Origin of the sequence: Tabrizicola caldifontis (assembly GCF_004762095.1) — a bacterium.
GTDB classification, from domain to species: domain Bacteria; phylum Pseudomonadota; class Alphaproteobacteria; order Rhodobacterales; family Rhodobacteraceae; genus Tabrizicola; species Tabrizicola caldifontis.
The window spans coordinates 215,771-234,097 of the sequence record NZ_SIJH01000003.1 but is presented as its reverse complement, the minus strand read 5'-3'; the positions used below and the strand labels follow the sequence as shown (position 1 = coordinate 234,097).

Sequence of the window (18,327 nt, the reverse complement as noted above, 5' to 3'; positions counted from 1 at the left end):
CGTCGCGCCCAGGAAGATGCCCCTCGATCCGCGCCCACTGCGCGTAGGTCAAGGTCCGCCGGCTCAAGATCGCCTCCGTCTTCGATCTTGAAGCAGAACTCACGACAAACGGGAATCCCCAAATGCAAACCGACCCTGGTCCTTCATCCAGGGCAGCTTGTCGGGGTCCACATTGCCGCCGGTGATGATGACGCCCACCCTGCGTCCCCTGAAGGCCGCGGGGTTGGCAAGGATGGTGGCCAGCGGCACGGCGCAGGAGGGTTCCAGCACGATCTTCATCCGCTTCCAGGTCAGCTTCATCGCCGCGATGATCTGCTCTTCGGTTGCGGTGAAGATGTCCGTGACGTGCCGGGAAACGAAGTGCCAGGTCAGATCATTCAGCGGAACCTTCAATCCGTCAGCCACGGTTTCCGGCGCGTCGTCGGCGTGAATCCGGTCCGTACGGAAGCTACGAAAGGTGCCGTCGGCATCCTTCGGTTCTGCGGCAAAGATATCTACGCCGGGGGCGATGGATGACACGGCAAGGCAGGTGCTGCTGACCATCCCGCCATCCCTTATGGGGGCGATGATGGCATCGAGCCCGTCAACCTGTTCAAGAAGTTCGCGCGCACAGGTGGCCTGCCCGGCGATCACGCGCGGGTCGTTGTAGGGGTGCACGAATTCTGCACCCGTCTGCGCCTGAACCTTGGCAAAGATCGCCTCGCGGCTGCTGGTCGAGCGCTCGCATTCGGTGATCATACCGCCATAGCCGCGCACGGCATCCTTCTTTGCCTGCGGCGCGGTGCGGGGCATCACGACGGGGCAGGGGATACCCCGGCGGGCCGCGGCATAGGACAGCGACAGCGCGTGGTTCCCCGAAGAGTGGGTGCAGACCCCTCGCTGGGCCTGTTCTGCGGTCAGCCCGAAGACGGCGTTGCACGCCCCGCGCACCTTGAAGGCCCCGGCCTTCTGGAAGTTCTCGCACTTGAAAAACAGTTCTGACCCCGAAAGCTCGGCGAAATGGCTGCAGGTCAGAACCGGGGTACGGTGAACATGGGGCGCGATGCGGGCGTGGGAGGCCAGAACGTCGTCAAAGCCCGGCAGCCGTATCAGGGCCATGTCCTTCACCGTCCTACTCCGCCGCCAGTGCCAGTGCGGGTACGCTGCCGCGATAGAACTCCTGCGCCGCAGCAACGCCCGACCCCAGCTTCACCGGCCAGCCCAGATCGGCCATGCACATCTCGGCCACGGCAAGGCCTGACAGCACCATCGCCTCCGTCAGCATTCCCAGATGTCCGATGCGAAACACCTTTCCGGCCACCTCGCCCAGACCGACGCCGAAGGCCACGCCGTATTTCGCCGCGGCAAGCTGAACGAGCTCGGTGCCGTTGCATCCCGGCGGCACCCTGACTGCAGTCACGGTGTCGGAATAAAGATCCGGCGAGGCGGCAAAGGGTGTCATGCCCCAGGCCAGAACCGCGCGGCGCACGCCTTCGGCAAGGCGGGTGTGGCGGGCATGGACGTTGTCCAGCCCTTCGGCCTCGAGCAGGTCGATCGCATGGGCCAGGCCGGCGATCAGCCCGACTGCCGGCGTGTAGGGATAGCCACCCCCCGCATAGGATGTCAGCATGTCGCCGAAGTCGAAGAAGGTCCGCGGCAGGCGTGCCGTCTTGGTCGCAGCGATGGCCTTGGGCGATATGCCGATGATCGCCAGACCCGCAGGAAGCATGAACCCCTTCTGGCTGCCCGCCACGGCGATATCGACGCCCCACTCGGCAAAGTCGAACGGCATCGAGGCGATGGAGGACACCCCGTCCACGAACAGCATGGCCGGGTGACCCGCAGCATCCAGCGCCCGGCGGATGCCGGCGATGTCGGATTTCACGCCCGTCGCCGTTTCGTTGTGGGTGGCCAGGACCGCCTTGATCGTGCCTTCCGCATCTGCCCGCAGCGCGGCCTCGATGGCGGCCAGCGGGGCGCCTTCGCCCCACGGGCTGTCGATGACCCGCACGTTCAGCCCATGGCGTTGGCAAAGGTCGATCCAGCGGTGGCTGAACATGCCGAATCGCGCCGCAAGCACCGTGTCGCCAGCTGAAAGCGTGTTGCTGATCGCCGCCTCCCAGCCGCCGGTCCCGGTGGAGGGGATCAGGACCACCTCGCCCTCTGCCATCTTCAGCACGCGCCGCACGCCCTCGACCGCCGGACGGAACAGCCGTGCGAAGGCAGGGCTGCGGTGGTCAAGCGTGGGCATGTCGCAGGCCTTGCGGATGCTGTCGGGAATATTCGTCGGGCCGGGAATGAAGACCGGGTTCTGGAATGACATCTGGGGTTCTCCCTTGAGCGATGGTTTGACCCTACGCCGGCGGCCATTGCAGGACAATTTTTTTCGAAATGATTTTTCATTTCATGAAATCTGGGCTATTTTGCATGTGCTACAGACACTTGTGATTTTTCACCGGGAAAGGATCAGGCACATGGCGCAGAAGGCGCGTGGCCGGCCGAAGGCTTTTCACGACAAGACCGACCAGAACACCGTGCAGGCGCTGGACCGGGCGCTGCACATTCTGGAGCATCTCGCCCGCTCGCCGGGCCGCACCCTTTCGGACCTCGCAGAGGAAACCGGCCAGGCCGTGGCCACCACCTTTCGCGCCATGCAGACCTTGCAGGCCCACGGCATGGTCGAGGTCGAGGAGCCGGGCCAGCTCTGGCACATCGGGTCAGGCGCCTTCCGGATCGGGACCGCCTTCCTGAGGCGGACCAAGGTCGTGGAACGGGCGCGTCAGCCGATGGATGCGCTGATGCGCGAAACCGGCGAGACGGCAAATCTCGGGGTGGAAGTGCGGGGCGAGGTGCTGTTCCTTGCGCAGGTCGAAACGCACGAGGCGATCCGCGCCTTCTTCCCGCCCGGCACCAAGGGTCCGATGCATTCCAGCGGCATCGGCAAGGCGCTTCTGGCCTGGTATCCAGAGGACCGGGTGCAGTCGATCATCCTGAGGCAAGGCCTGCAAAAATTCACGACCCTGACCATCACCAGCGAAACGGCGCTGATGCGTGATCTTGCCCGCACGCGCGAGCGCGGATTTGCCATTGACGATCAGGAACGCGCCGAAGGCATGCGCTGCATCGCGGCCCCGATCTTCAATGCGTACGGGGAACCCGTGGCGGGCCTTTCGGTATCGGGCCCGGCCTTCCGGGTGGGTCTGTCTGACGCTGTACGGATTGGCGCCCTTGTCATGGCCGCTGCCGACCGGGTCACCGAGGCAACAGGCGGCGTCAGGCCCTAGCGCCCGCTCATCCAGCGTTGCGGCGGTCTTCCCTGGCCCCACCGTGACGAACGCGGCCTGCTGGCCGGATCATTCCACCCGCGCCGCCTGGACATGCAGCCGTTCGACCAGCGCAGGGTCAAGCTTCAGTCGCGCGGCCAGCATCGCCAGATAGCCCTTTTCGGCCGGCGCCTCCGGGTCCACGGCCAGAAGAGAGGCAGCATAGATCTGTGCCGCCTCGGCCTCGCTGGTGGCAAGCGCGGCGATCCGGCCCACATCCAGTGGCGCGTCAAGTTCCGCCGCGATCAGCGCCGCAGCTTCGCCCTCCAGTCCGAGGTTTTCCAGCTGCGCGTCGATCCTTGCCCGCTCTTCCGCTGTCACATGGCCGTCAGCCTTCGCGGCCGCGATCATCGCCTGCAAGAGATGCGTCGCCATCTCGTCGGCACGCGCGGCGTCGGACGGCAGAAAATCCGTCTGCTCCGGTGGGGGCAGGGCTGTAGCCCCCTGGTCCTTTTTCCAGTCCTCATAGGCCTTGTAGGCCAGACCGCCGATCGCAGCCATGCCGCCGATCTTCAGCCCCGTGCCCAGCAACCGCCGCCCGCCCGAGGTGAGCAAGACCCCAAGCAGGCCCCCGGCAATCGCGCCCTTGCCAAGGGCCGACTGGTTGTTCCAGGCCTCCTTTGCCTTGTCGGCAAGACCCCTGGCACCCTGGCCCCCGGCTGTCTGGTTCACGCCGGCCAGAAGGGAATCAAGCAATGACTTCGCGTTCAGCATCCTGCCCTCCATCCGCTGGACGCCTGACATGGGCATATGCAGGTCACGGCGCAATGACGCAGGTCAACCCCAGCCGCCACCTCCGGGGGTTCGCATCTCGAACACGGCGCCCGGAGGCAGGTCGCGTTCGTCGTTGCCCTCCAGCCGTTCGACCCGCCCGTCCGGCCAGTGCACCAGGTTCTCGCCCACTGCGCCAGGGCGGCCCCCCTGCATGCCGAAGGGCGGAACACGACGGCTGCCGCAAAGCGTGGTCACCGTGACCGGGGCAAGGAAGCGCAACCGCCGCACCGCGCCGTCTCCGCCGCGCCATCTCCCCGCGCCGCCCGAGCCCCGCCGGATCGAGAATTCCTCCAGCCGCACGGGAAAACGCTGCTCCAGCACCTCGGGGTCTGTCATCCGGGTGTTGGTCATGTGGCTTTGCACCGCGTCGCAGCCGTCGAAGCCGGGGCCCGCCCCGGTGCCGCCTGCAATCGTTTCATAGTTCTGGAACTGCGCGTTGCCCCAGATGAAGTTGTTCATCGTGCCCTGCGCCGCGGCGACCACACCCAGCGCACCGTAAAGCGCGTTGCAGGCCGATTGGCTGACCTCGGTATTGCCAGCGATCACCGCGGCGGGCGGGCGGGGGTTCAGAAGGCTGCCTTCGGGCACGATGATCGTCAGCGGCTTCAGGCAACCCTCGTTCAGGGGAATCGCCTTTCCGACCAGCGTGCGGAACACGTAGAGCACGACTGCACGGGTGACGGCTTGCGGCGCATTGTAGTTGCCGGAATGCTGCGGGCTGGTGCCGGAAAAGTCGATGATGGCCGACCGGTTCCGCCGATCCACCCGGACACTGACACGAATGATCGTTCCGATATCCATCTCATACGTGAACGCCCCATCGTTCAGCCGGTCGATGACGGCGCGCACGCTTTCCTCGGCGTTCTTCTGCACATGGGCCATGTAGGCCGCAACCACCTCTGCCCCGTGTGCTGCGACGACCCGAAGCAATTCGCGCCGGCCGGTCTCGTTCGCGGCGACCTGCGCCGCAAGGTCGGCCATGTTCTGGTCGATGGATCTGCACGGCCAGCGACCGCCGGAAAGCAGCGCACGGGTTTCATCCTCGCGCAGGCGGCCCGCCTCGACAAGGTGGAACAGGTCGATCACCACCCCTTCCTCGTCGATCGTCCGGCTATCCGGCGGGCCGGATCCCGGGGTACGGCCGCCGATATCCGCGTGATGCCCGCGCGAGCCAAGCCAGAAGGTGGCCTTGCCCCCGACAAAGACCGGCGTGATGACTGTGACATCCGGCAGATGCGTTCCCCCGTTCCATGGAGAGTTCAGCATCCAGGCGTCGCCCTCGCGAGCCGTTGCCCCGACCGCAGCGATCACCGTCTTCACTGCGTGCGACATGCTGCCCAGATGCACCGGGACATGGGGCGCATTGGCGACAAGATCCCCGGCCGCGTCAAAGATGGCACAGGAAAAATCCAGCCTTTCCTTGATGTTGACCGACCATGCCGTATTCGCCAGTGTCGCGCCCATCTGGTCGGCAATCGACATGAAAAGGTTGTTGAACACCTCCAGCAGCACGGGGTCTGCCTGGGTTCCTGCCGCTGCCGGGCGGTCCAGGGCAGTGATCCGCCGCAGAACGAGATTGGCCTGCGCATCGACCTGTGCCTCCCAGCCCGGTTCGACGATGATCGTGCCGGTGGGCTCGGAAATGACCGCCGGGCCGACGATCCGGGTGTCGGTCCCGCAGGCTTCGCGCCGGAACAGGGGCACCTCGCGCCAGCCACCGGCCCACAGCCGCAGGGTCGCCGCAGGCCTGCCCGCATCCGTGCCGGTCTGCACGCCGGCAAGCCCGGCACCGCCGCCCTCGGCCTCGACCGCCAGCATCTCGAACAGGACCGCCCGCCCCGGCATCGTGAACCCGAAGCGCGCCCGGTGGGCCGCGGTGAATGCCGCTGCCATTTCGGCCGCAGTTCCGAAGGGCACCGGCAGCGACTGGTGCGACCCCTCGTAACGCAGATAGGCGGTGCGCGTCAGTTTCGGGTTCGGCACGCCCTGCTCGGCAAGCTCGGCCGCAGCTTCCGCTGCCAAGGTTGCGATCCGCCGATCCGCTTCGGAAAGTTCCGACAGCGGCGCGTCGAACTGGGCCTCGCGAAGGGCCCGCAGGTCGGCAAGCCCCATGCCGAAGGCGGACAGAACCCCCGCGAAGGGGTGCAGGAATACCGTCCGCATGCCAAGGGCATCGGCCACGGCGCAGGCATGCTGACCGCCGGCTCCCCCGAAGCATTGAAGGGTGTAGCCGGTGACATCATGGCCACGCTGGACCGAGATCTTCCGGATCGCATTGGCCATGTTGTCGATGGCGATGCGCAGGAACCCCTCGGCCACCACCTCGGGCGGGTCAAGACGCCCCGTGACGGCGGCGATCTCGGCGGCCAGGGCTGCGAACTTGCGCCGAACCACCTCTGCATCCAGTGGAAGGTTGCCCTCGGGGCCGAAGACGGCAGGGAAATGATCCGGGGACAGGCGCCCCAGCATCACGTTGCAGTCGGTGATCGTCAGTGGTCCGCCGCGACGGTAGCAGGCTGGGCCGGGGTCGGCCCCAGCGCTTTCCGGCCCGACCTGGAAACGCCCGTCACGGAACGAACAGATCGAGCCTCCCCCTGCCGCGACCGTGTGGATGTCCATCATCGGGGCGCGCATCCGCACGCCAGCGACCTCTGTTTCGAACGATCGTTCATATACACCTGCGTAATGGCTGACATCCGTCGATGTTCCGCCCATGTCGAAGCCGATCAGCCGGTCGAACCCGGCCGCGCGCGCGGTCTGCACCATTCCGACGATGCCGCCTGCCGGCCCCGAAAGGATGGCATCCTTGCCCTGGAAGCGGTGCGCCTCGGTCAGCCCGCCGTTCGACTGCATGAAAAGCAGCCGCCCAGTGGCCCGCCCGATGTCGAGAGCCTCTTCCACCTGGGCCACATAGCGCCGCAGAAGCGGAGAGAGATAGGCATCCACCACGGTGGTATCGCCACGGGGAACGATCTTCGCAAGCCGGCTTACCCGATGCGAAAGCGAGATCTGGGTGAAGCCCACCTGACGGGCAAGTTCGCCCAGGCGGGTCTCATGCGCGGGATTGGTATGGCCATGCATGAGGGCAATCGCTACGGCGCGGATGCCGTCGGCATGCGCCTGTCTTAGGGCTGCAAGTGCGACGGCCTCGTCCAGTGGATGGATCTCGCGGCCCTCTGCATCAAGGCGTCCGGGGATTTCGGCCACCCGCTCATAAAGCAGTTCGGGACGGCGGATGTCGAGCGCAAAGAGATCGGGGCGCGCCTGCGTGCCGATCCGCAGGATGTCTGCAAGGCCCTGAGTGACCAGAAGAAGCACCCTTTCGCCCTTGCGTTCCAGAAGGGCATTCGTTGCAACCGTCGTCCCCATCTTGACCGCAGCGATTGCGCCATCGGGAATGGGCTGGCCTGCCGTCAGGCCCAGACAATCGCGGATGCCCTGGATGGCGGCATCGCGATAGCGCTCTGGGTTCTCCGACAGGAGTTTGGCCGTCACAAGCACGCCGTCCGGGCGCCTGGCGACGACATCCGTGAAGGTGCCGCCGCGGTCGATCCAGAATTCCCAGGCCATAGATCCCCCTTCGGCGCGCAGACTAGATGAGGTGCCCGATGCTGTGAAGCGGGCCATTGCCGGTTCTGGCTTCGGACGATCGGCCGCATGGCGAACCCGTTTCCGGCCGATCAGACTTCCTCGACGGCAAGAATGCCCTGGATCGCCTTGATCGCCCCCTTGATCTGCGGGGTTACCGGATAGGTGTCGGGCAGGGTCACATCCACCTCGCGTCCCTCGGCGTCGGTGATGCAAAGCGTGATCTGCGCACGCGACCTGCCTTCCACCCTTGCCAGGAGCGAGGCGAGCGATGGCACGGCCTCTGGCCGGGCCAGGTGGATGCGAAGATCCTGTGCGCCGGCGGTGGCGGCCACGCTGTCGATGGGCGCAACGGACTGGGCAAGAATCTTCAGCGTCTCGCCTTCCAGTTCGGCCTTTACCGTCAGCACGACGTTCTGCCCCGGTTCCAGAAGATCGCGCGAGGCCTCCAGCACTTCGGAGAAGCAGGTGACCTCGTAAAGCCCGGTCGGATCGGAAAGCTGCACGAATGCAAAGCGGTTGCCGCGCGCCGACTTGCGTTCCTGACGTGCCGAGACCGACCCGGCCAGCCTGGCGATGCAGGGGCCGCGTTCGGCCTTGGCCGTGACTTCGGCAAGCGTCTCGACACCCTTGCGCTTCAGGGCCGAAATGTAGTCGTCAAGCGGGTGGCCCGACAGATAGAAGCCGACGGCCTGATGTTCCTGGGCCAGCCGTTCTGTGGGCAGCCAGTCGTCGCGGAACGGCAGACGGGGTTCGGGAATGTCCGCGCCCGCGGATCCGAAAAGCGAGACCTGCGAAGACGCAGCGGCCTCGTGGATCGCGGCGGAATAGGCAACCAGCGCATCCAGCGCCTCGAACACGCGCGCGCGGTTGCGATCGAGCGCGTCGAAACAGCCCGCGCGGGCCAGCATTTCCAGCGGGCGCTTGCCGATCCGCTTCAGGTCCACCCTGCGGGCGAAGTCGAAGAGGCTGGCGAAGGGCCGGTCACCCCGCGCCTTGACGATCAGGTCCATCGCCTCGACGCCGACGTTTTTCAGCGCGCCGAGGCCATAGACGATGGCGCCGTCGCGCACGGTGAAGGTGGCAAGGCTGGCATTGACGCAGGGTGCGACGGTCCTGATCCCCAGCTTGTCCACCTCGCGCTTGTAGATCGCAAGCTTGTCGGTCAGGTGGATGTCGCAGTTCATCACCGCCGCCATGAACTCGGCCGGGTAGTTGGCCTTCAGATAGGCGGTCTGGTAGCTGACCACGGCATAGGCGGCGGCGTGCGACTTGTTGAAGCCGTAGTTGGCGAATTTTTCCAGAAGGTCGAAAACCTCGCCCGCCTTCTTCGCGTCGATGCCATGGGTCTTTGCGCAGCCCTCGATGAACTTGGGCCGTTCCTTGGCCATTTCCTCGGGGATCTTCTTGCCCATCGCCCGCCGCAACAGGTCGGCGCCGCCCAGGCTGTAGCCCGCCATGACCTGGGCGATCTGCATCACCTGTTCCTGGTAGACGATGATGCCCTGTGTTTCCTTCAGGATGTGGTCGATCGTCGGGTGGATCGATTCAATCTCGCGCAGGCCGTTCTTGACCTCGCAATAGACCGGGATGTTTTCCATCGGGCCCGGGCGATAGAGCGCCACCAGAGCCACGATGTCCTCGATGCAGGTGGGTTTCATGCGCCGCAGCGCATCCATCATGCCCGAGCTTTCGACCTGGAACACCGCCACCGTGCGGGCCGAGGCGTAAAGCTCGAAGGTGGCCTTGTCGTCGAGCGGGATCAGGTTGATGTCGAACTCGATCCCCCGCAGCTTCAAGAGATCCATCGCGTTCTGGATCACGGTCAGGGTCTTGAGGCCGAGGAAGTCGAACTTCACCAGACCCGCGGCCTCGACCCATTTCATGTTGAACTGGGTTGCGGGCATGTCCGACCGCGGGTCGCGGTAGAGCGGCACCAGCTGGTCAAGCGGGCGGTCGCCGATCACGACGCCGGCAGCATGGGTGGAGGCGTTGCGATACAGCCCCTCGATCTTTGCGGCATAGTCAAGCAGGCGGCCGACGACCTCCTCTTTCGCGGCCTCGCGCAGGCGGGGCTCGTCCGCGAGTGCCTTGGTGACGCTGACCGGCTTCACCCCTTCGACCGGGATCATCTTGGACAGCTTGTCCACCTGCCCATAGGACAGTTGCAGCACGCGGCCCACGTCGCGAACTGCCGCCTTGGACAGAAGTGCGCCGAAGGTGATGATCTGCGCCACCCGGTCGCGGCCGTACTTCTGCTGGACATAGGCGATGACTTCCTCGCGCCGGTCCATGCAGAAGTCGATGTCGAAGTCGGGCATGCTGACCCGTTCGGGATTCAGGAAGCGTTCGAACAGCAGCTGATAGCGCAGGGGGTCGAGGTCGGTGATCGTCAGCGCGTAGGCCACCAGCGACCCCGCGCCTGAACCCCGGCCCGGACCGACGGGGATCCCGTGGTCCTTGGCCCATTTGATGAAATCCGACACGATCAGGAAATAGCCGGGAAAGCCCATCTTCTCGATGATTCCCAGCTCGAAGTCGAGCCGGGCCTGGTATTCCTCGGGTGTGGCGGAATGGGGAATGACGGCAAGGCGCTTCTGCAGGCCCTCGTTCGCCTGGCGGCGCAGTTCCTGCACCTCGTCATCGGCAAAGCGCGGCAGGATCGGCTTGCGCTTCGCGGCAGCATAGGCGCAGCGGCGGGCGATCTCGACGGTGTTGTCGAGCGCCTCTGGCAGGTCGGCGAACAGCGCGACCATCTCGGCCTCGGACTTGAAATAGTGCTGCGGGGTCAGGCGGCGGCGAGGCTGGCTCTGATCCACATAGGCGCCCTCGGCGATGCAGATCAGCGCATCATGCGCTTCGTACATGTCGGGCTTGGGGAAATAGACATCATTGGTCGCAACCAGCGGCAGCCCCATGTCATAGGCCACCTCGACCGCGCCGCGTTCGGCCAGCGCTTCGGCTTCCGGCAGCGCGCCGCCCGGGCCGGGGTGACGTTGCAGCTCGACATAAAGGCGGTCGGGGTAGATCGCGGCGAGGCGTTCGAGAACGGCACGGGCCTTTGCCTGCTGGCCCGCGGCATGGAAGCGGCCCAGCGGGCCTTCCGGGCCGCCGCTGAGGCAGATCAGGCCTTCGGAATGGCGGGCAAGCTCGTCGAACGTCACCTGGGGCAGGTTGGCGGCCCCCGTCATCGCCCCGTCGATGTAGAGCCGCGTGTTCAGCGCCATCAGGTTCAGGTAGCCCTGTTCGTTCTGGGCCAGAAGGACGACGGGTGCGGGCGGTCGGGGTTTCTCGCCCGGCTGGGCGGGGTCATGGGCAACCGAGATCTGGCAGCCAATGATCGGCTGCACCCCGGCCCCCATGGCGGTGACGGAAAACTCCAGCGCGGCGAACATGTTGTTCGTGTCGGTCACGGCCACGGCGGGCATTCCTTGTGCCGTGCAGAGGCCGACAAGCTTCTTCACTGGCACCGCGCCTTCCAGAAGCGAGTGTTCGGTGTGGGTGCGCAGATGAATGAAACGGGGGGTCGCGCCGGGCATGGGATAGTGTTACCCGGCCCGGCGCGACGGGGGAAGCCCCCTCAGGCCGTGCGCGGCAGCGGGCGCAGCGTGGCGAGGGCCGCCAGCGCGACCACGACAGCCAGGCCTGCGAGGACGCCGACATCCTGCCAGCCGGGCTTGACCACCATCAGGAAGACGATCGCGAACTGGATGGCATAGTCGATCGCTGCCAGCCGCTGTATGCGGCGCAGCAGCGGCAGCGCGGCGTCGGGACCGGCGGTTTCCTCCAGTTTCAGCGCCCGCTCGCAGGAAGGGCCGAGGACAATCGCGCCGAAGCCTGCGGTGAACAGGACCCCGGCCAGGCCGAGGACGGTGAAGGGTTGCCAGCCCCAGCCAGCCAGGAACAGCAGCGCCACACCCGAGGCAAGCGTGAACACGCTGACCGGGACGAACAGGCGCGGGGCCATCAATACCGCGGCGCGCACGACCGCCATCTGCGCCTGGGCGCCGGCATGGCGGGCCATGAGGGTGGTGGCAAGGATCATGGAAAAACCGCCGCCGACCCAGAGGACGGCGGCAATGACATGCGAAAACTTCAGAAGAGCGACAAGGTCCATGAAAAAGTCCGATACGAAAGTTCAAGTGTGCGGCGTGTAGGATGCCGGCACCGCGCGTTGAAGTCAGGGAAGCCTTACCCTGCGTCAGGGCCACCACTGCGGCCAGAGGTCGCCCGAATTTTCGGCAGATCCTTACAACAGCTTCGCCTTTTGGCGAAGAGTTTGTTCTTGCCTTGAATCAGACGCCAACGCTTGATCAAAGACAATCAGAACAAGGGGCGCGTGGGCCGCTTTACGCCGCATCGGGCGGCCACGCAAAATGCCCTAAACGGGGAGACCGCGGCGGACTGACGGATGACTGTAGCGTTTCTATTGAACGGAACGCCGGTGCGCATCGAGGGAGAGCCCCCGACGCGGACCCTGCTGGATTGGCTGCGCGAGAGCCGCCGCCTGACCGGCACGAAAGAGGGTTGCAACGAGGGCGACTGCGGCGCCTGCACGGTCATGGTCACAGACCACAGCGGCAGTCGCGCGCTCAATGCCTGCATCCTGTTCCTGCCGCAGCTCGACGGCAAGGCGGTACGGACGGTCGAGGGCATTTCTGGCCCGAAGGGCGAGATGCATCCCGTGCAGGCCGCAATGGTGGCGCATCACGGCAGCCAGTGCGGCTTCTGCACGCCGGGGTTCGTCGTCAGCATGGCCGTGGCACATCTGAACGGGGCCACGGACCATGACGACCAGCTGGCCGGGAACCTCTGCCGCTGCACCGGCTACGCGCCGATTGTCCGCGCCGCGAAGGCGGTTGAGGGCGCCCCGGTGCCGGACTGGATGAAGGCCGACCGCGCCTTCCTCTCTGCCCAAATATCCCGGGGGGCCGGGGGCAGCGCCCCCGGCGCCTTCCAGCCGCAAGGCAGCGACGAACTGGCCGAATGGTATCTGGCCAATCCCGGGGCGACCTTGATTGCCGGGGCCACGGATGTCGGCCTATGGGTTACCAAGCAGCTGCGCGAGCTGCGACCGGTGGCCTTCCTGAACGGCGTAAGCGACCTGCAAGGGATCGAGGCGCGCGGCGGGAATTTGCATGTGGGCGCCTGCGTGACGATCAGCGCGTTGCGCGCGGCGGTGGCCGGGCGGCTGCCCTCCTTCGCCGAGCTTTTGCGGCGATATGCCAGCCAGCAGGTCCGCAACGCCGCCACCATCGGCGGGAATATCGCCAACGGATCCCCCATCGGCGACGGGCCACCGGCGCTGATCGCCTTGGGTGCCACACTGCATCTGCGCCGCGGCGACGAGATGCGGTCGATGGCTCTGGAGGACTTCTTCCTGGACTACCGCAAGCAGGACCGGCGCCCGGGGGAGTTCGTGGCCGGGGTGTCCTTCCCCGAACAGGCGCCTGCCTTGCGCTGCTACAAGATCTCCAAGCGGTTCGATCAGGACATCAGCGCCGTCTGCGGCTGTTTCAACGTGGTCGTGGAAGGGGGCGTGGTGACGTCGGCCCGGATCGCCTTTGGCGGCATGGCGGGGGTGCCGAAGCGGGCCGCGCTGGCCGAGGCGGCGCTGCTGGGCAGGCCTTGGACCGAGGCCACGGTCGAGGCGGCGGCAGAGGCTATGGCGGGGGATTTCACGCCGCTGACCGACATGCGGGCCAGTGCGGCCTACCGGATGCTGACGGCGCAGAACCTGCTGCGCCGCTATTTCCACGACCTGAACGGTCTGCCGGTCCATGTGCTGGAGGTCGCGCCATGAGCATGGGCAAACCCCTGCCGCACGACGCGGCACCGCTGCATGTGACGGGCCAGGCGCGCTATGTGGACGATCTGGCGATCGCCGGGGCGCTGCATCTGGCCTTCGGCCTGTCCACTGTCGCGCATGGCGAGATCACCGCGATGGACCTGTCGGCGGTCCGCGCCGCGCCGGGCGTCGTCGCGGTCCTTTCGGCCGAGGATCTGCCGGAGATGCCGGACTGCTCGCCTTCCGCGCATGACGAGCCGCTTCTGGCGGTTGGCAAGGTGCATTACGTCGGCCAGCCGGTCTTTCTGGTCATCGCCGAAAGCCATCTGGCCGCGCGCAAGGCAGCGCGGCTGGGCAAGGTAAGCTATCGCGAGTTGCCGGCCATTCTGACAGTGGACGATGCGCTGGCCGCAAACAGCCGATTCGAGCAGGGGCCGGTGATCTGGCAAAAGGGCGATGCGGCAGGGGCGATCGCATCGGCCCCGCGGGTCATCGAAGGCGCCTTCGAGGTCGGCGGGCAGGAGCATTTCTATCTGGAAGGCCAGGTTGCCGCCGCGATTCCGCAGGAAGGCGGGGACATGGCGATCCATTCCTCGACCCAGCATCCGACCGAGGTGCAGCATAAGGTGGCGCATGCGCTGGGTCTGCCGATGTCTTCGGTGCGGGTCGAGGTGCGGCGGATGGGCGGCGGCTTCGGCGGCAAGGAGAGCCAGGGCAATGCGCTGGCCATCGCCTGCGCGGTGGCGGCGCGGGCGACCGGGCGGCCCTGCCGGATGCGCTATGATCGGGATGACGACATGGTCATCACCGGCAAGCGGCACGACCTGCGCATCCTTTACCGCGCCGGGGTGGACGAGGCGGGCCGCATCCTGGGGCTGGAGTTCACCCATCTGTTCCGCTGCGGCTGGAGCCAGGATCTGAGCCTGCCGGTCGCCGACCGGGCGATGCTGCATGCCGACAACTGCTATCACCTGCCCCATGTCCGCATCGAAAGCCACCGGCTGAAGACCAACACCCAAAGCGCAACCGCCTTCCGCGGCTTTGGCGGCCCGCAGGGCATGGTGGGGATCGAGCGGGTGATGGATCATGTCGCCCACGCGCTGCGTCGCGACCCGCTGGACGTGCGGAAACTGAACTTCTACGCCCCGCAGGGCGCGCGCCCGGTGCAGACCACGCCCTATCACATGGCTGTGGAGGATTTCATCGCGCATGACCTGGTGGCGGAACTGGAGCGGACCAGCGACTTCGCCGCCCGAAAGGCCGAGATCGCCGCATGGAACCGGCAAAGTCCGATCCTGAAGCGCGGCATCGCCCTGACGCCGGTCAAGTTCGGGATCAGCTTCACGCTCACCTGGCTCAATCAGGCGGGGGCCCTGGTGCATGTCTATCAGGACGGTTCCATCGCCCTGAACCACGGCGGGACCGAAATGGGCCAGGGACTGTTCCAGAAGGTCGCGCAGGTGACGACCCATGTCTTCGGGTTGGAGGTGGAGCGGGTCAAGATCACCGCGACCGATACCGCCAAGGTGCCGAACACCTCGGCCACGGCCGCCTCCTCGGGCAGCGACCTGAACGGGATGGCGGCCAAGGCCGCGGCCGAGACGATCCGCGCCAGGCTGGCCGAGTTCATCGCCGAAAAGCATCAGGTGAAGCCCGCCGCCGTGAAGTTCGCCGGCGGCGAGGTGCGCGTCGCGGGCGAGGTCTATTCCTGGGAACAGGTCGTCGCCTGGGCCTATCAGGCGCGGATCTCGCTGTCCTCTACCGGCTTCTATGCCACGCCCAAGATCGTCTGGGACCGCGTGCGCGGCACCGGGCGGCCGTTCTTCTATTTCGCCTATGGCGCTGCGGTGACCGAGGTGGTGATCGACCGGCTGACCGGCGAAAACCGCATCCTGCGCGCCGACATCCTGCACGACACCGGCACCAGCCTGAACCCGGCCATCGACATCGGCCAGGTCGAGGGCGCCTATGTCCAGGGCGCCGGCTGGCTTACGACCGAGGAACTTGTGTGGGATGGCAAGGGGCGCCTGATGACCCATGCGCCTTCGACCTACAAGATCCCGGCCTGTTCCGACCGCCCGCCTGTGTTCAACGTCGCCCTGTGGGGGAAGCCCAACCGCGAGGATGCGGTGGGCAAGTCGAAGGCCGTGGGCGAACCCCCGTTCATGCTGGGGATCTCCGCGCTGATGGCCTTGTCGGATGCGGTGGCGGCCTGCGGCGACGGGTCGGTCTATCCTGCGCTGGATGCACCAGCGACGGCCGAAAGGGTGCTGATGGCGGTGCGGAGGGTGGAAGGTGTTTGATCTGTCCGCCCTGTCCGCCGCGCTGGCTGCGCATGGCCGGGTCGCCCGGGTGGTGATCGCGGGGGTCGAGGGATCGAGCCCGCGCGAGGTGGGCGCGGCGATGCTGGTCTGGCCGGGCGGGCAGTCGGGCACCATCGGCGGCGGCGCGCTGGAGTATGAGGCGGCGGCAAGGGCGCGGGACTTGCTGGCCCGCCCCGCCACACCCTCCCTTCCCCACGATGGGGGGAGGGGGCCTGTTGGCCCTGTCATCCAGCAGAACGCATCCCGGTTTGCGCCTCCCTCCCCCCGCGTGGGGGAGGGATGGGGTGGGGGGGCCACGGTCAATCGCATCGCGCTCGGCCCTGCGCTTGGCCAGTGCTGCGGCGGGGCGGTGACACTGTGGACCGAAGTCTTCGACCGCCTTCCCGAACCGATGGCCGGGGTGATCGCCCGGGGCCCGGGCGCAATGCCGCTGGCGGTGAAGCGGGTTATGGCGGCGGCCCGGGGGCAAGGGGTGAAACCGGCGCCCGGCCTGGTGCAGGGCTGGCTGGTTGAACCCGTGGCGGCCCCGGCGCGGCAGGTCTGGGTCTGGGGCGCGGGCCATGTGGGCCGTGCTTTGGTCGGCGTTCTGGCACCCCTGCCGGGCATCTCGGTCACCTGGATTGACGTGGCGCCCGAACGCTTTCCCGAGGTGGTGCTGGATAGCGTGACGGTACTGCCAGCCGCCGATCCGGCGCTGCTGGCCGACCATGCCCCGCCAGAGGCCGAGCATCTGGTGCTGACCTTTTCCCATGCGCTTGACCTGGAACTGTGCCACCGTCTGCTGCACCGCGGCTTCCAGTCCTGCGGGCTCATCGGTTCGGCGACGAAATGGGCACGATTCCGGTTGCGGCTGGCGGCGCTGGGGCACGACCCTGCAGCCATTGCCCGGATCAGGTGCCCGATCGGCGATCCGTCTCTGGGCAAGCATCCGCAGGCGATTGCGGTAGGTGTGGTGGCCGACCTTCTGCGCGCCCCGGCGGTGCAACGTGGAGAGATGCGGGCATGACGGAACTTCTGCGCGTCGAGGGATTGACCAAGGCCTATCCGGGGGTGGTGGCCAACAGCGACGTGTCCTTTGCCATATCGGAAGGCGAGGTTCACGCGCTTCTGGGCGAGAACGGCGCGGGCAAATCAACGCTGGTCAAGATGATCTATGGTCTCGTCCGCCCCGACAGCGGCTCGATGACGCTGCGCGGCCAGCCCTACCAGCCCGCCAAACCGGCCGAGGCGCGGCGGGCGGGCGTGGCGATGGTTTTCCAGCACTTCAGCCTTTTCGAGGCGCTGAACGTGGCCGAGAACGTGGCACTGGGCATGGAAAACCCGCCGCCGATGCGGGAACTGGCCAGCCGAATCAGGGCAGTCAGCGAGGAATACGGCCTGCCGCTCGACCCGGCACGGATGGTGGGCGACCTGTCCGCCGGGGAACGCCAACGGGTCGAGATCATCCGCTGCCTGCTGCAGGATCCGAAGCTTCTGATCATGGACGAGCCGACCAGCGTGCTGACCCCGCAGGAGGTGGACATCCTGTTCAAGACGCTGCGGCAGATTTCCGGCGAAGGAACGGCCATCCTCTACATCTCTCACAAGCTGGAAGAGATCCGCGCGCTCTGTGACGAGGCGACGATCCTGCGGCGCGGCAAGGTTGTCGCGACCTGCATCCCACGCGAACAGACGGCGCGCGAGATGGCGGAACTGATGGTCGGCACGGTCCTGACCCCACCTGCGCGCAGCGGCCGGGCCAAGGGCGCGGTCGCGCTGGAGGTTCAGGGCCTGTCGGTCGCCTCGCCCATCCCCTTCGGCACCGCGCTGAAGGAGGTCAGCTTCGCCGTCCGCAAGGGCGAGGTGCTGGGCATCGCCGGGGTTGCCGGAAACGGGCAGGACGAACTGCTGCTGGCGCTGTCTGGAGAACTGAAATCCGCGCCCGGGGCAGTGAGGATCGACGGGGCAGAGATGGGCAACAAGGGGCCGAACGACCGCCGGCGTGCCGGTCTGGTGGCCGCGCCAGAGAAACGGCTGGGCCATGCGGCGGCCCCCGACATGAGCCTGGTGGAGAACGCGCTGCTTTCGGGCGTGGTGCGCAGGGGGCTGGCGCACCGCGGCTTCATCGACTGGGCTGCGGCCGAGGCCTTTGCCCGAGAGATCGTGCAGACCTTCGACGTGCGGACGCCCGGCGTCCATGTCGCGGCGCGGGCGCTGTCGGGGGGCAATCTGCAGAAATTCGTCGTCGGGCGCGAGTTGAGCCAGTCGCCTTCGGTCATCGTCATCAACCAGCCGACCTGGGGCGTGGATGCGGCAGCGGCCGCGGCGATACGGCAGGCGATCCTGGACCGCGCGGCGGCGGGGGCGGCAGTGGTGGTGATCAGCCAGGATCTGGATGAACTTCTGGAAATCGCCGACGACTTTGCCGCGCTGAACGGCGGCCGGCTGAGCCCGACACGGCCGGTCGAAGGGCTGACGGTGGACGAGATCGGGCTGATGATGGGCGGAACCCACGGCATGGAGGTGGCGCATCATGGCCATTGAGATACGACCCGGCGGTACCACCCATCCC

At 66.7% G+C, this 18,327-nt stretch carries 11 protein-coding genes; 5 read left to right on the top strand and 6 right to left on the bottom strand.

Features of this window, described 5'->3' with window-relative positions:
• Positions 1-99 precede the first annotated feature (99 nt).
• Entirely contained in the window at positions 100-1,098 is a 999-nt protein-coding gene (bhcB, locus tag EYB42_RS03985; RefSeq protein ID WP_135448439.1) for a beta-hydroxyaspartate dehydratase BhcB, read from the bottom strand.
• Between the two features lie 13 nt (positions 1,099-1,111).
• Positions 1,112-2,302, bottom strand: coding sequence for an L-aspartate--glyoxylate aminotransferase BhcA (gene bhcA / locus EYB42_RS03980; RefSeq protein ID WP_135448437.1), 1,191 nt, complete (start codon positions 2,300-2,302; stop codon positions 1,112-1,114).
• Between the two features lie 151 nt (positions 2,303-2,453).
• On the opposite strand from bhcA, the gene bhcR reads away from it, so the two are divergent.
• Positions 2,454-3,263, top strand: a complete 810-nt coding sequence (bhcR, locus tag EYB42_RS03975; RefSeq protein WP_135448434.1) for an HTH-type transcriptional regulator BhcR — start codon at positions 2,454-2,456, stop codon at positions 3,261-3,263.
• Between the two features lie 69 nt (positions 3,264-3,332).
• Here bhcR and EYB42_RS03970 read toward each other — a convergent pair whose 3' ends face one another.
• The 4 genes from EYB42_RS03970 to EYB42_RS03955 all read right to left on the bottom strand — a co-directional run bounded on the left by EYB42_RS03970 (position 3,333) and on the right by EYB42_RS03955 (position 11,781).
• Positions 3,333-4,016, bottom strand: a complete 684-nt coding sequence (locus EYB42_RS03970; protein ID WP_167850915.1) for a tellurite resistance TerB family protein — start codon at positions 4,014-4,016, stop codon at positions 3,333-3,335.
• A gap of 63 nt (positions 4,017-4,079) precedes the next feature.
• The gene (locus EYB42_RS03965; RefSeq protein ID WP_135448430.1) at positions 4,080-7,646 is read right to left on the bottom strand and encodes a hydantoinase B/oxoprolinase family protein; all 3,567 of its coding nucleotides are present in this window, start codon (positions 7,644-7,646) and stop codon (positions 4,080-4,082) included.
• Positions 7,647-7,756: 110 nt separating this feature from the next.
• A complete protein-coding gene (gene dnaE / locus EYB42_RS03960) occupies positions 7,757-11,203 on the bottom strand; it encodes a DNA polymerase III subunit alpha (RefSeq protein ID WP_135448428.1) in 3,447 nt (1,148 codons plus the stop codon).
• A gap of 41 nt (positions 11,204-11,244) precedes the next feature.
• Positions 11,245-11,781: a DUF2269 family protein gene (locus EYB42_RS03955; protein ID WP_135448426.1), complete on the bottom strand. Its 537-nt coding sequence runs from the start codon at positions 11,779-11,781 to the stop codon at positions 11,245-11,247.
• A gap of 294 nt (positions 11,782-12,075) precedes the next feature.
• Here EYB42_RS03955 and xdhA point away from each other — a divergent pair, with 294 nt between their 5' ends.
• Genes xdhA through EYB42_RS03935 form a run of 4 tightly spaced genes read left to right on the top strand, consistent with a single transcriptional unit; the run spans position 12,076 to position 18,299 of the window.
• Positions 12,076-13,467 carry a xanthine dehydrogenase small subunit gene (gene xdhA, locus EYB42_RS03950; RefSeq protein WP_135448424.1) on the top strand — a complete coding sequence of 464 codons (1,392 nt, stop codon included), beginning with the start codon at positions 12,076-12,078 and terminating at the stop codon, positions 13,465-13,467.
• Positions 13,464-15,755 (top strand): xanthine dehydrogenase molybdopterin binding subunit, encoded by a 2,292-nt coding sequence (gene xdhB / locus EYB42_RS03945; protein WP_135448422.1) that lies wholly within the window; start codon positions 13,464-13,466, stop codon positions 15,753-15,755. Before xdhA ends, xdhB begins: the two co-directional genes overlap by 4 nt.
• Positions 15,748-16,782, top strand: coding sequence for a xanthine dehydrogenase accessory protein XdhC (xdhC, locus tag EYB42_RS03940; RefSeq protein ID WP_135448419.1), 1,035 nt, complete (start codon positions 15,748-15,750; stop codon positions 16,780-16,782). Before xdhB ends, xdhC begins: the two co-directional genes overlap by 8 nt.
• Positions 16,779-18,299 (top strand): ABC transporter ATP-binding protein, encoded by a 1,521-nt coding sequence (locus EYB42_RS03935; RefSeq protein ID WP_135448417.1) that lies wholly within the window; start codon positions 16,779-16,781, stop codon positions 18,297-18,299. Before xdhC ends, EYB42_RS03935 begins: the two co-directional genes overlap by 4 nt.
• The last annotated feature ends 28 nt before the right edge of the window (positions 18,300-18,327 follow it).